The sequence below is a fragment of the Rhizobium sp. NZLR10 genome, from assembly GCF_019685125.1.
Lineage (GTDB): Bacteria > Pseudomonadota > Alphaproteobacteria > Rhizobiales > Rhizobiaceae > Rhizobium.
This window is the reverse complement of sequence record NZ_JABDWE010000009.1, coordinates 169,388-183,356: the sequence shown is the minus strand read 5'-3', so window position 1 is coordinate 183,356 and position 13,969 is coordinate 169,388. Positions and strand designations below refer to the sequence as shown.

General features: G+C 61.2%; 9 protein-coding genes and 1 pseudogene. 7 read left to right on the top strand and 3 right to left on the bottom strand.

Going from position 1 to position 13,969, the window contains the following annotated elements:
- Nucleotides 1-63: 63 nt before the first annotated feature.
- The 3 genes and pseudogenes from HJB82_RS15765 to HJB82_RS15755 all read right to left on the bottom strand — a co-directional run.
- Nucleotides 64-769: pseudogene (locus tag HJB82_RS15765) on the bottom strand (IS5/IS1182 family transposase); the annotation flags it as partial.
- Nucleotides 770-830: 61 nt separating this feature from the next.
- Nucleotides 831-2,042: an NADP-dependent isocitrate dehydrogenase gene (locus HJB82_RS15760; RefSeq protein ID WP_127431448.1), complete on the bottom strand. Its 1,212-nt coding sequence runs from the start codon at nucleotides 2,040-2,042 to the stop codon at nucleotides 831-833.
- A 143-nt stretch (nucleotides 2,043-2,185) separates the two neighbouring features.
- Nucleotides 2,186-2,908 carry a Crp/Fnr family transcriptional regulator gene (locus HJB82_RS15755; protein WP_131702452.1) on the bottom strand — a complete coding sequence of 241 codons (723 nt, stop codon included), beginning with the start codon at nucleotides 2,906-2,908 and terminating at the stop codon, nucleotides 2,186-2,188.
- 513 nt (nucleotides 2,909-3,421) lie between these two features.
- On the opposite strand from HJB82_RS15755, the gene HJB82_RS15750 reads away from it, so the two are divergent.
- The 7 genes from HJB82_RS15750 to HJB82_RS15720 all read left to right on the top strand — a co-directional run bounded on the left by HJB82_RS15750 (nucleotide 3,422) and on the right by HJB82_RS15720 (nucleotide 13,909).
- Nucleotides 3,422-4,303 (top strand): N-acetylglucosamine kinase, encoded by an 882-nt coding sequence (locus HJB82_RS15750; protein WP_221140582.1) that lies wholly within the window; start codon nucleotides 3,422-3,424, stop codon nucleotides 4,301-4,303.
- Complete coding sequence (locus HJB82_RS15745) at nucleotides 4,300-5,064, top strand: GntR family transcriptional regulator (RefSeq protein ID WP_221140580.1); 765 nt, start codon at nucleotides 4,300-4,302, stop codon at nucleotides 5,062-5,064. Before HJB82_RS15750 ends, HJB82_RS15745 begins: the two co-directional genes overlap by 4 nt.
- 616 nt (nucleotides 5,065-5,680) lie before the next feature.
- Nucleotides 5,681-5,881 carry a hypothetical protein gene (locus HJB82_RS15740; protein WP_168259706.1) on the top strand — a complete coding sequence of 67 codons (201 nt, stop codon included), beginning with the start codon at nucleotides 5,681-5,683 and terminating at the stop codon, nucleotides 5,879-5,881.
- 698 nt (nucleotides 5,882-6,579) lie between these two features.
- Nucleotides 6,580-7,605, top strand: coding sequence for a DUF3991 and toprim domain-containing protein (locus HJB82_RS15735; RefSeq protein ID WP_127431453.1), 1,026 nt, complete (start codon nucleotides 6,580-6,582; stop codon nucleotides 7,603-7,605).
- Nucleotides 7,606-7,669: 64 nt separating this feature from the next.
- Nucleotides 7,670-8,275 (top strand): DUF1419 domain-containing protein, encoded by a 606-nt coding sequence (locus tag HJB82_RS15730; protein ID WP_127431454.1) that lies wholly within the window; start codon nucleotides 7,670-7,672, stop codon nucleotides 8,273-8,275.
- 10 nt (nucleotides 8,276-8,285) lie between these two features.
- A complete protein-coding gene (locus tag HJB82_RS15725; RefSeq protein WP_127431455.1) occupies nucleotides 8,286-8,687 on the top strand; it encodes a DUF3085 domain-containing protein in 402 nt (133 codons plus the stop codon).
- A gap of 119 nt (nucleotides 8,688-8,806) precedes the next feature.
- On the top strand, nucleotides 8,807-13,909 hold the full coding sequence (locus HJB82_RS15720; protein ID WP_221140578.1) for a DEAD/DEAH box helicase family protein: 5,103 nt from the start codon (nucleotides 8,807-8,809) through the stop codon (nucleotides 13,907-13,909).
- Nucleotides 13,910-13,969: the final 60 nt, after the last annotated feature.

Sequence of the window (13,969 nt, the reverse complement as noted above, 5' to 3'; positions counted from 1 at the left end):
TGAACCGTTCCGCGGTCCAGATGGATGGACAGTTTAGACCAAAGAATCTGTCGGCTTCGTCGGTGTCGTCGAATGGGTCAGCAAATGGCCTTCGGGGCAGCGATAGCCATCGGTCTCGGGTTCGAAGACGAACGTCGACTTGCGCATCATGACGGGCTTGGGCGGAGTGGGATTGCGATAGCCTGTGACGCCAAGGATCTGCCGGTCTTCCAGGCCCTTGGCGATGCCCGGCGTAGCATAGCCGGCATCCAGCCCGTCCGCGCCGACATCGAAGCCGAAACGGGTCTGCTGCCGGTCGAGCCTTGAGAGATAGACGATCGAGTCGTGGACATTGGCTGGCGTGACATAAGTATCGGTGATGATGGCGAGCTTGCCGTCCATCGTGCGATGATCGAGAGAGAAGAAGCCCTTCGGCCTGCCGTCGCGCACCATATAGCCGCTGTCTGAACGCTGCGCGTAACCTTAGTCGTCGTCACCTCCGGCCGGCGTTCCTTGTCCTTCAAGGGCTTCTGGCCGTGCAGCTTGCGTTCGGCCTCGATCGCCGCATCCAGATCGGCCAAGTAGTCGGCGCGCGACTTCTCGACCATTGCAAGATCGTATTCGCCCTTGTTGGCATTGGCCTTCAGATGGGTCGAATCCGTGTAACGCCACCGTGCCGACCAGCCCGTGGCCGATCGCCTGTTCGACGATGTAATCGAAGATGTCCCGGGCAACCGATTTGTCGTTGTAACCGCGGCGGTTCTGGGCTGAGCGTCGGGGCGTCGAACACTCGCAGCAATCTGGCGGCGGGGAAATCCCCGCCGCTTCGATGTTATCTTGGAAAGACCGGCTTACGCCATGGCCTTCTGCAGGTTCTGGTCGATCTTGTCGAGGAATGCGGTGGTCGAGAGCCACGGCTGGTCGGGGCCGATCAGCCGCGCCAGGTCCTTGGTCATGAAACCGGATTCGACGGTGTCGACGCAGACCTTTTCGAGCGTTGCGGCGAAGCGGGCAAGCTCGGCATTGTCGTCGAGCTTGGCGCGATGCGCCAGGCCGCGCGTCCAGGCGAAGATAGAGGCGATCGAGTTCGTCGAGGTTTCCTGGCCCTTCTGATGCTGACGGTAGTGGCGGGTGACCGTGCCGTGCGCGGCTTCGGCTTCGACCGTCTTGCCGTCGGGCGTGAGCAAAACCGAGGTCATCAGGCCGAGCGAGCCGAAGCCCTGGGCAACGGTATCGGACTGGACGTCGCCGTCATAGTTCTTGCAGGCCCAGACGTAGCCGCCAGACCACTTGAGCGCCGAGGCGACCATGTCGTCGATCAGACGGTGTTCGTAGGTGATGTTTGCTTCCTTGAACTGATCCTTGAATTCGGTCTCGTAGACTTCCTCGAAGATGTCCTTGAAGCGGCCGTCATAGGCCTTGAGGATGGTGTTCTTGGTCGACAGGTAGACCGGCCACTTGCGCATCAGGCCATACATCATCGAGGCGCGGGCAAATTCGCGGATCGATTCATCGAGGTTGTACATCGCCATGGCAACGCCGGCGCCCGGTGCGTTGAAGACTTCCTTCTCGATGACGGTGCCGTCTTCGCCGACGAACTTGATCGTCAGCTTGCCCTTGCCGGGGAACTTGAAATCGGTGGCGCGGTACTGGTCGCCGAAGGCGTGGCGGCCGACGACGATCGGCTTGGTCCAGCCGGGAACGAGGCGCGGCACGTTCTTGCAGATGATCGGCTCGCGGAAGATGACGCCGCCGAGGATGTTGCGGATCGTGCCGTTCGGGCTCTTCCACATTTCCTTGAGGTTGAATTCCTTGACGCGGGCTTCATCCGGCGTGATCGTCGCGCACTTGATGCCGACGCCGTATTTCTTGATGGCGTTGGCGGCGTCGACAGTGACCTGGTCGTTGGTGGCGTCGCGGTTTTCGACCGAGAGGTCGAAATAGTCGATGTCGAGGTCAAGATACGGATGGATCAGCTTATCCTTGATGAGCTGCCAGATGATGCGCGTCATTTCATCGCCGTCGAGATCGGCGACGGGATTGGCGACCTTGATCTTGTTCATGTATCTGCCTCGTTCGAGCTTGAATGGGGACGGGGTCCCGGGTGGGTGATGTGATGAGGAGCGCTGCTGGCGCCACAGGCTGGCCCCGCCAACAACCGCGTCGTAATCACGCGCTGATCCCGAATTCGGCAGCTGATCCCGTTCTATGCGCTGATCATCCGCTCCAGCTCATCCATGTTGGGGACGATGATATGTCGAAACTTCTCGATGCGAATGACGCCGCTCTTGCGCAGCCTGGTTATCTGGCGGCTGACGGTTTCAATGGTCAGACCGAGAAAATCGGCGATCTCGGCGCGGGAAAGCGGCAGGTCGAAGGCGGTGGTCGTGGCGGTCTGCGGTTCGGCGTGGGTGGCGATGAGGTGGAGCAGGCTTGCGACCTTCTCCTCGGCGGTGCGCCGGCCGAGCGTCAGCATCCATTCGCGCGCGGCGTCCAGCTCCTTCAGCGCCTGATCGTGCAGGCTGCGCCGCAGTTCCGGCGTCTCCGATATCATGCGGTCGAGCAGGTCGCGGGGGAAGACGCAGATTTCGACATCGGTCGCAGCCTCAGCCGACAGCGTACTTTCGCGCACGAAGGGCCTGCCGACGAAATCGGGGGCGAATTGCAGGTCGACGATCTGCTGGCGCCCGTCCGGCATCACCTTACAGAGTTTCACCACCCCGCGCATTATGTTCGAATAGAAAGAGCTTTCCGACCCTTGAGCGATGATCTCGCTGCCGGCATCGACCTTGCGGCGCAGCGAGTGGCGGCCGAGGTCCTTTAACTGACCGCTCGACAGTACGCCGCAGACGACGCCGTGCCGCGCCTGGCAGGAAGCGCAAGCGACGGGAGTGCCGGCGTCGGAACCCTTACTGCGTGCAACGTCCATGTCCTGATCCCTTCAAAATCCGCGTGTGCCGGATGTGGCTGCGCATGCTGGGCATACTCAGACGCTTACGTCGCGATTGCGGGTTCGGCTATCCCGATTTCCTCCGGCGCGGCTTGATGATTACCAATTTCGCCGGGACCGCGAGTTGATCCAGATCAAAGTTTCCGTGCCATGCTGTTTTTGGAAGCGCCTGCCTCGACACGAGGCCGACCCGCAGAATCCTTCAAACTTGAACGACGAAGCAAAGATCTTCCAACCCTGGGCGACGAAGCTGCCGACGTGTTTGCGCACGAGCATATCCCAAATTGTATGACGGTTACTCGCGACGGGGAAAGGGTTCAGGTCGAAAGGCATTACGGGTGCTTCAGCTGGGTCGCCCATACTCTCCCTAGCCGATTTCGAATTGACGGCCCAGTATGTTTGTGCGACGAACGTACTAAGGCGGTGCGCGCGGCTGGTGCGGCCTGAACGCGATCGACGTTGTGTCAGATGACATCCTGAAGGAATGGGCGGATGACTGTCTACCTAATCGGAATCGACGGCGGTGGCACCAGCTGCCGAGCTGCAGTCGCCGGTGCGAACGGGAGTATCCTTGCGCGGGCTCAAGCCGGGCCAGCTAACATTCTCTCCGATCCGGATACGGCCGTCGACAACATTGCCAGTGCGACCCGCGCGGCTTTCTACGCAGCTGGCATCAATGCGCGTAGCATCGCCTTGGCGCGTGCAGTACTTGGGGTCGCAGGCAATAATGTCGGCGACGCCGTTCACTACGTGAAAAACAGGCTACCCTTCGCCCAGGCGGACATCGAGTCAGACGGGCTGATCGCGCTACAAGGCGCGCTTGGTGATAAAGACGGAGCCGTCGCCATTTTAGGAACAGGCACGATCTACATTTCCCGCCACTGCGAAACGGTGACCTACGTCGGCGGATGGGGCTTTACTGTGGGCGACCTCGGCAGCGGTGCTCGTATTGGACATGCGCTTTTGCAAGAAACGCTGCTCGCATATGACGGCATCCACGACATGTCCGCGATGACCGCCTCCGTCCTTGCGGAATTCAAAAATGACCCGCGCAATATCGTCGAGTTTGCGCGGCATGCAAAGCCCGGCGCCTTCGGCCGCTATGCGCCGCGCGTATTCGAGCACATGAAACAGGGCGATGCTGTCGCCGCGCGCCTGTTGCAAGAAGCCGCTGTTTCAGTTGACGAAGCACTTGATCGTCTAGTCGCTCGAGGAACGCAGAAGATTTGCCTGCTCGGGGGATTGGGGCCGCTGTATTCGTCCTGGATCGCTGCACGGCATCAAAGTCTACTGGTAACGCCCGAAGGCGATGCACTGAGCGGGGCCGTGGCCCTGGCTGTGTCGCGCTTCGGGCATCTGAAAGCGATCGAATGAGCGACACGCTTGCGGCTATGCTTCCAGGATGGGGCACAGACATCAACGGCGCCGGTCCGCTCTATCAAAGGCTTCGCCTGGCGCTTGAAAAGGCGATCCTGTCGGGTAAACTCAAAGTGGGCGACGTTCTTTATCCCGAACGAGACCTCGCTGAACATGTCCGCGTTAGCCGTGTAACGGTCCGCAAAGCAATCGACCATCTCGTGCAAGACGGATTTCTGGTTCGCCGGCGCGGCTCAGGAACCTTCGTAGCCGGATCGGTGGTCCGCGCAGATCAGCCTCCGTCACGCGCGTATCTTTTGACAGGTGGCATTTCCTGGCTTGGATCGGGCAAGAAAGTCGAGTGCATCGAGCGCAGCACGTCCCATCCCGCACCAGAGGAGATGATGACACTCGGCCTGTCAAGCGACAGTCGCGTCGTGCGCATCACCCATTTGCGGAGCTCGGCGGGCCAGCCGATTGCGATTGAACGCATATGCATTTCCTCCGAGTTCCTGCCCGACGCTCGTACCGTTACCTGTTCCATCTGCAACACACTCGCGGACGCAAACTTTAGACCCGTTCGTGCGATCCAACGCACTTTCGCACTTAACATCGAAGATCCGGACGCCACAACGCTTGGCGTCGCGGTCGGAACGGCTGGGCTTTTGACAAAACGCGTTGCCTATCTTGCTTCGGGCCGCGCGATCTTATTCACCCGCTCTCTTTTCCGAGGCAATGCCGAAGGTTTCGTCAGCGAGCTCACCTTTCTCGAAAACTGACCCCTCTTCTTACAAGACAGGATTCTATCATGCACGCCACCATGCAAACGAACATGCGCCGAGAGATCGACGAAGTTCAGAAGCTGCGGCCAGATTGCTCGGTCGCTTAGCGAATGACTTGGCTGCCTTCGATGCGGTTTGCGCGCCCTGGACTCCGAATTCGTCGTCACAGTCGCTCGAGGCTTGTCCGACCACGCCGCCATATCCCTGAAATATTCAATCGAGCTAAGCGCGAAATTGCAGTCGCTTCGATTCGGCTGTCACTCGCATCAAACTACGGTCTCGAGCCCAACTTGGTCGCGGGCCGCCTTCCCAAGGCAGCCACGCGCGCCGTCGCCGCTTGGATTTGCTCTGACAAATACGCTTCCCGCTTGCGGGACCCACCAACGCCATGAGCATGCTGAGCACAAAGGTCGGCTTGTGCCTGAAGACGACGCAGATCTCTTGGTGTTGACCCTAAGTTTGAGTTGAAGTCGAGCTGGACAGGTAGGCCAAAGGGTTTCGAGACAAGCGATCATGGTGATCTTGGATCAAATTTGCACAGGTTCTCCAATCTCATGGTCGATGCTTTCCGCTCGGAAACCTGCTGGCTTTGGCTGAGTGGAACCAGCACGCCATGAAGATTGCGATACTCTCGCCGCTTGAACGAACCTGCCTCCATTGGATATCTAGAGGCTGGGCGGTGACTGATATCGCGTTGATCGAGGGAAAGGATACCGCTGAAATTGAGGCGTGCGTGGAGCGTGCGGTTATTTCACTCAACGCCGACTCAGTGGAACAGGCGCTCGAGAAAATGAAGATCACGCGGTCAGATTGATCGCCACGGTCGCTGGCGCCGGACGCTTTCACCTTGCTTTGCATGCTGCTTTTAAATGCGTCGTCTTGGCAACGTCAGCCCGCAGCAAGATCGCGCCATCGGTTTTGAAAGTACGGAGACACTGGCTCCTGAGGTCGGTGCGGCACGCCGCTGAGAGGTGGCACGAAAGCAGGCCGATCCGCGTGTTTGTGATAGATCCTGGCCGAGCTCCGGATTCTACCGTCAACCCGCTGAAGGTCCGCTAGGAAGTTGTGGCCGCTGCCGCTCCGCGTCGGGCTGATCGCGTCCGTCCCCTGCCTTTGAGGAGCCATTGAGCGGGAATTGGCCAGCTCCCATTGAACCTCCTTAAAGTCGCGCGATCTTTCCTTCGCACGGTCCAACGCCTTCCAGCTCTCCCGCGTCGAAGCCGATGGCGAGTACGGCGTTCTACCCTCTGACGGAATCGACCCCGACAACGATCTTGCGATCGTTCACGAATTCTTTCCCTGGCCGGCTCATTGAACCTGCCCCTGCCTCTGGCGTGCCGCTTGCGAACTGCAAGCCGCAAGGGAGGCTTCGCCGCGGTCGAGCATAGCATGATCCGACACTTGTCAGCCGCGCCCTTGCCGCCTTTGCTCTTCGCGGCTGGCCGAAGGGTGCCCGCGAAACGACGGGCAAAGAAGGCAACGAGGGCCGATCGCCGGGCGATCGGAAATAAAATGAAGAGAAGAGACATAGAAGCGCTGCGCGAACGGGTCAGTTGCGCGGCCGTTCTCGAAAGGGCGAGCTTCGCCATCGACATCAAGGAAAGCACCCGGCGGGCGATCAAGTTTCGCCGTGACGGTGAAATCATCATCGTCACGCATGAGGGGCGCGGATGGTTCGATCCGCTCAGCGATGCGAAAGGCGACGTATTCGGGCTTGTCGAGCATCTCGACCATGTCGGTTTTCTCGAAGGCGCCGAAAGGGTCGCGGATCTCGTCGGTGTCAGGATCACAGATCCGGAGTGGCAGCCCGCGAGGCGTGAAGGAGGATACAACCTCTCTCTTCCCGAGCGCTGGCAGGCGCGCCGGCGCCCATGGCACGGATCACCGACATGGCATTATCTCCATGGCGATCGTTGCCTGCCGGTGCCGTTGCTCCGCGTGGCGATCAAAGGCGACCTTCTGCGGGAAGGGCCATACGGGAGCATGTGGGCAGCTCATACGGACGGTGTCGGCGTTGTGACTGGCTGGGAGGCGCGAGGTCCGCAATACCGAGGGTTCGCCTCTGGAGGGAACAAGGTTCTTTTCCGTCTCGGGCCGCCTACTGCGTGGCGCCTGGCCGTCACCGAAGCTGCGATTGACGCCATGAGTCTCGCGGCGATCGAGGGTTTGCGCGACGGCACGCTCTATCTGAGCACCGGCGGCGGATGGTCGCCGGCCACGCAAGCCGCGCTGTGGGAACTGACCTTCCGGCCCGGCGCCCAACTCGTCGCCGCAACGGACGCCAATGCACAAGGCGATCTGTTTGCCGAGCGATTACGGGCGCTCGCCGAGGATACCGGGTGCGACTGGACGCGGCTGCGCCCGCCCGAGGAGGACTGGAACGAGACCCTGAAGATTGGGAAAAAGGAAAAACGGGAAAAGGAAAGAGGCGTGCCGCATTCGCACCGCCCGCATCAAGGGAGGCTTCGCCCGGCGGAGCCGGCCCTTGACCCGGCCGGTCGCGATGCCGGCAGCTCGGAAGGGGTCATGAAGGATTGAAGAGGATGGCGAGGTCGAGAGGACGGCGCCGCACTTCGGTCCGAAAACGCGCAAGGAGCCGCAGATGATCCCCTCTCCCGCAATCGCCAAGGTTTTTCAGGGCGTCGCAAGCCGCCAGCAGATGTTCCGCATGTTCGATCGCCACGCGCAGCGCCCAAACCGTTGGGATGGTGATGCCGCGCCATTCTACGCAGACGAATGGTTCGAGATCGGCGAGACCGAGCATGATTACATGTTCGAGATCCTACCGCCATTGTGGATCCGAGGGTCCATGTTTGCGATGCGCGAATACATGACAGGCTCGGTGACATCAGTGTTCTTCGCGCTCAGGATCGACGAGGCGATCCGGTATTTCCATGGCTATTGCGATCTTTCCGACAAGGCATCCGTCGAAACGATGCGCGTCGCCATCATCGAGCGCGAAAGCCGTCCGGTCCGGGCCATGACGCGGCAAGAGCGGCTCGAGCATATCTGGAGCACGACTGCCGACGATTACCGCGGCTATGCCGGAGACAAGTGGCCGCAGTCCGCTCGCGGCAAGCGCACCGTCGTGCTCTATGGCGGCAACGAGGGCACTTTCCTGAAGCTACTCGAGGAACTCACCGACGGGGAGATCGCTGTGAAGCTGCCGGTGCATCTTCGCCACCTTCCCTCCCCGATCGCCGCGTGAGGAGGACGCCATGTTCACTTTTAGCGCGGTCGATGTCCGTGCGGTGATCGCGCGCGGACGCACCGACGCGGCAGCCAATGGCGGTTTCCGCAATCCTCACTATGGACTTCTCCCGGACAACGACGAACGGCACGGCCTGTGGATCGTCGGCGATGAAGGCGTCTATGTGCTTTCCAACGGAAAATTGGCAGAGGGTCAAAGGGCACTCGCGGTCTATGCCGACGAGTGCGATCCGAAGACCAATCCGGACCATTGGCACTACAAGCGCCGGTATTTCGGGGGAGACGACGGCATCGTCTTCATCGACGCTGAGAGCCTGGAAGCCATGCTTTCCACAAACCCGGAAGCCACGTATCTGCGGGCGGAGTTTGCGACGGAAACAACGCAGCTCTCCGTAATCACGCGCTCGTAGCTCGCGATCGCTGCCGCCGGACGAACCAGGTCCAATTCCCACAACTCATTTTCATCCGCCTTCGCAGCCACGGGACCTGTCCCGTGGGCGATGGCGCACATCCTCGAAAAGGAGCTTTCATGTCCCACGATCCCTTCACCCTCGATATATCAGGCAGCAGCGCATTGTCGTCCGGCTTCGGCCTGGGTGTCACCGCGTTTGGCGGTTTCGCCGCCAATGACGACGATCCCGATCCACCGCCGCCCTCCCCCACGCCGGCATTGCCTCTGCCAGCTACGAAGCGGCCGGCGACGCGGAGACACGGCGAGCGAACCAACTTCTATCTCAACGACGGCGACGACCGCGGCTTGGCCGCGACCTGGAAGGAGCGGGCGAAGGCAAATCTTGCGGCCATCCTGACTGCCACCGAAATCGAAAAACAGGATCGACCCGCCACCCGTGACGAACAGGCGAAGCTGATCCGCTTCACCGGTTTTGGCGCCTCGGATCTTGCGAATGGGATTTTTCGCCGGCCCGGCGAAACTGCATTCCGCAAGGGCTGGGACGATCTCGGCGGTTCGCTCGAAAGTGCCGTCACCGAGACCGACTACGCCTCGCTCGCCCGCTGCACTCAGTATGCACACTTCACGCCGGAATACATCGTCCGCGCGATCTGGGCGGGACTTCAGCGTCTCGGCTGGCGTGGAGGCCGGGTGCTGGAGCCGGGGATCGGCACGGGCCTGTTTCCGGCGCTGATGCCAACCGCGTTCAGGGATAACGCTCGAGTCACCGGAATCGAACTCGATCCGGTCACGGCACGGATCGCCCGGCTGCTTCAGCCGAAGGCGCGCGTCATCAACGCCGACTTTGCGCGCACCGATCTCAATGCGATCTATGATCTCGCCATCGGCAACCCGCCCTTCTCCGATCGAACGGTTCGCTCGGATCGGCAGTACCGTCCGCTCGGTCTCCAACTGCACGACTACTTCATCGCCCGGTCGATCGATCTCTTGAAGCCTGGTGCACTCGCGGCGTTCGTGACCAGCGCCGGCACGATGGACAAGGCGGACGCGACGGCCCGCGAGCATATCGTCAGATCCGCCGATCTGATCGCCGCTGTCCGCCTGCCCGAGGGCAGCTTCCAGGCAGATGCCGGCACGGACGTAGTGGTGGACATCCTGTTCTTCCGCAAGCGCCGGATCGCCGAGCCGGAGGGCGATCTGTCGTGGCTCGATCTGGAGGAGGTGCGCCCGGCCACATCCGACGACGGTGCAATCTGCGTGAACCGCTGGTTCGCAGAGCACCCGGATCTCGTGCTCGGCGAGCACGCCCTAACGTCTGGCCCGTTCGGCGAGACCTATACGTGCCGGCCACGCGCCGGTGAAGACCTGGAAACGGCACTGAAGGCCGTGATCGCTCTTCTGCCTGAGAATCGGTATGACGGCGAGCCGTCGCAGATCGACATCGATCTGGAAGAAGAGCTGGGCGAGATCGTCGATCTCCGCTCCGGCAACGACAAGGTCCGCGAGGGCAGCTTCTTCATCGATAACCGCCACGGCCTGATGCAAATGATCGACGGCGCTCCCGTCTCGATCCAGGTTCGGAAGGGCCGCACCGGCGACGGCGTTTCTGGAAAGCATGTCCGGATCATCAAGAAGCTGATTCCGATCCGCGACGCAGTGCGCGAGGTTCTCAAAGCGCAGGAACGCGACCAGCCGTGGCGAGATCTGCAGGTTCGGCTGCGTATTGCCTGGTCGAGTTTCGTGCGCGACTTCGGGCCAATCAACCACACAACGGTCTCGATCTCGGAGGATGAGGAAAGCGGTGAAGTCCGTGAAACCCATCGCCGGTCCAATCTCCAGCCGTTCCTGGACGACCCGGATTGCTGGCTGGTGGCCTCGATCGAGGACTACGACCTCGAAACAGACACGGCAAAGCCCGGTCCGATCTTCTCCGAGCGGGTCATTTCGCCTCCGGCACCACCCGTCATCACCAGTGCGGCCGATGCGCTGGCTGTCGTCCTCAACGAACGCGGCCGCGTTGATCCCGAGCATATTGCCGAGTTGCTGCATCGCGACCCCAACGCTGTCATCGACGAACTCGGTGACGCCATCTTCCGCGATCCCGCCGATGGCTCCTGGCAGACCTCTGACGCCTATCTCTCAGGCCCGGTCCGCACGAAGCTCACCGTCGCCGAAGCGGCGGCTGCACTCGATCCAATATACGAGCGCAATGTCCGAGCGCTGCAGGACGTCCAGCCTGCCGACCTCCGGCCGTCGGATATCACCGCACGTCTCGGCGCACCTTGGATTCCGGCTGCCGATGTCGTCGCCTTCGTCAAGGAAACGATGGATGTGGACATCAGGATCCACCATATGCCGGAGCTCGGGTCATGGACCGTCGAGGCACGGCAGCTTGGATATAGTGCCGTGGGAACCTCCGAATGGGGCACGGCGCGCCGTCACGCCGGCGAACTGCTGGCCGATGCGCTGAACAGCCGGGTTCCACAGATCTTCGACGTGTATAGGGATGTTGGGGGTGAACGCCGCGTTCTGAACGTCGTCGATACCGAAGCAGCCCGCGACAAGCTACAAAAGATCAAGGAAGCTTTTCAGAACTGGGTCTGGACTGACCCCGACCGCACCGACCGGGTGGCGCGAGCCTACAATGACCGGTTCAACGATATCGCGCCGCGGAAGTTCGACGGCTCGCATCTGAAACTGCCCGGCGCCTCCGGCGCCTTTGTTCTGTATGGGCACCAGAAGCGTGGTATCTGGAGGATAATCTCCTCCGGCTCGACCTACCTCGCTCACGCCGTCGGCGCCGGCAAGACGATGACGATGGCCGCCGCAATCATGGAGCAGCGCCGTCTCGGCCTGATCGCCAAGGCGATGCTGGTCGTGCCTGGCCATTGCCTGGCACAGGCAGCGCGCGAGTTCCTCGCCCTCTATCCGAATGCCCGCATCCTCGTCGCCGACGAGACAAACTTCACCAAGGACAAACGAGCACGTTTCCTGTCGCGCGCCGCCACGGCAGCCTGGGATGCAATCATCATTACCCATTCTGCCTTCAGGTTCATCGCCGTGCCGTCGGCTTTCGAGAGCCAGATGATCCAGGACGAGCTCGAGCTCTACGAGGATCTGCTCACGAAGGTGGACAGCGAGAATCGGGTGTCGCGAAAGCGGCTCGAGCGCCTGAAGGAAGGTTTGCAAGAGCGGTTGGAAGCGCTCTCAACGCGCAAGGACGACCTTCTCACGATCTCGGAAATCGGCGTTGATCAGATCATCGTTGACGAGGCGCAGGAATTCCGCAAACTCTCTTTTGCGACCAATATGTCGACGCTGAAAGGCATCGACCCGAACGGATCGCAGCGGGCCTGGGACCTCTATGTCAAATCCCGCTATATCGAGACCAAAAATCCCGGCCGCGCGCTCGTGCTGGCCTCCGGCACGCCAATCACCAACACGCTCGGTGAGATGTTCTCGATCCAGCGCCTGCTCGGCCACGAGGCGCTCCGCGAACGCGGGCTTCACGAATTCGACGCCTGGGCCTCGACCTTCGGCGACACGACGACCGAACTCGAAATCCAGCCGTCCGGTAAATACAAGCCGGTCAGCCGGTTTGCGAGCTTCGTCAACGTGCCCGAGCTGATCGCCATGTTCCGCTCCTTCGCCGACGTGGTGATGCCGGAGGACCTGAAACAATATGTGAAGGTCCCCGCACTCTCGACCGGCCGGCGGCAGATTCTCACGGCCAGGCCGACGCCGGCCTTCAAACTTTATCAGCAGATCCTCGACAGCCGCATCAAGGCGATCGAGATGCGCGAGGGCCCGGCCCAGCCCGGCGACGACATACTGTTATCCGTCATCACCGACGGCCGCCACGCGGCGATCGACCTGCGGCTGGTCATTCCGGCAAACGACGACGAGCCGGACAACAAGCTCAATCTGCTCATCGAGAACGCTTTTCACATCTGGAAGGAAACGGGCGAAAACACCTATCATCGCCCGGACGGCAAGCCCTATGAACTGCCGGGCGCCGCGCAGATGATCTTCTCCGATCTCGGCACCATCAATGTCGAGAAGACGCGCGGCTTCAGCGCCTATCGCTGGATTCGCGACGAACTGGTCCGTCTCGGTGTCCCGCCATCGGAAATCGCCTGTATTCAAGACTTCAAGAAGACCGAGGCAAAGCAGCGACTGTTCGGTGACGTCCGATCGGGCAAGGTTCGCTTCCTGATCGGCTCCTCGGAAATGATGGGCACCGGCGTTAACGCCCAGCTCAGATTGAAGGCGCTGCATCACCTCGATGTGCCGTGGCTGCCGTCACAGATCGAGCAGCGCGAGGGTCGAATCGTCCGCCAAGGCAATCAGCACGATGTCGTCGATATCTTCGCCTATGCTACGCAAGGGTCACTCGATGCTGCGATGTGGCAGAACAACGAGCGCAAGGCCCGCTTCATCGCTGCCGCTCTTTCGGGCGATACATCGATCCGCAGGCTGGACGATCTCGGCGAAGGCCAGGCCAACCAGTTCGCCATGGCAAAGGCGATTGCCTCGGGCGACGAGCGCCTGATGCAGAAGGCTGGTCTCGAAGCCGATATCGCTCGTCTCGAGCGGTTACGCGCCGCCCATGATGATGATCTGTTCGCGGTGCGTCGGCAAGTCCGGGACGCCGAACGCGACATCGAGGTATCGACCCGGCGTATCGACGAGATCGGCAGGGATATCCGACGGCTGGTTCCGACTGCGGGAGATGCCTTCACGATGACCGTCACGGGCGTTTCATACGATGAGCGAAAGGAAGCCGGCCGCGCGCTGATGAAGGAAATCCTTACCCTCGTCCAGCTTCAACAGGAGGGTGAGATCGTCATCGCCTCCATTGGTGGCTTCGATCTCGTCTATGATGGCGAGCGGTTCGGCAGGTCTGACGGCTATCGCTACACGACCCTGCTTCAGCGCACGGGCGCGGATTACGAGATCGATCTCGCTGTCACGGTGACGCCGCTCGGCGCGGTCTCCCGCCTTGAGCACGCGCTCGACGACTTCGACGGGGAGCGGGAACGCTATCGCCAGCGGCTGGAGGAGGCGCGCAGACGTCTTGCGTCATACCAAACCCGTGACGGTGGCGAATTCGCGTTTGCCGGGGAACTGGGCGAAAAGCGTCGCCAGCTCCGGGACGTTGAGGCGGAACTCGCAGCCGAGGCGCGCGAGGCAGGTACCTCTGCCAGGCAATCAGCCTGATCTTGGAAGCAGTGCCGCATGCGCATAGGTGCATTGCACAATAAATGTTTTCCATCTGAT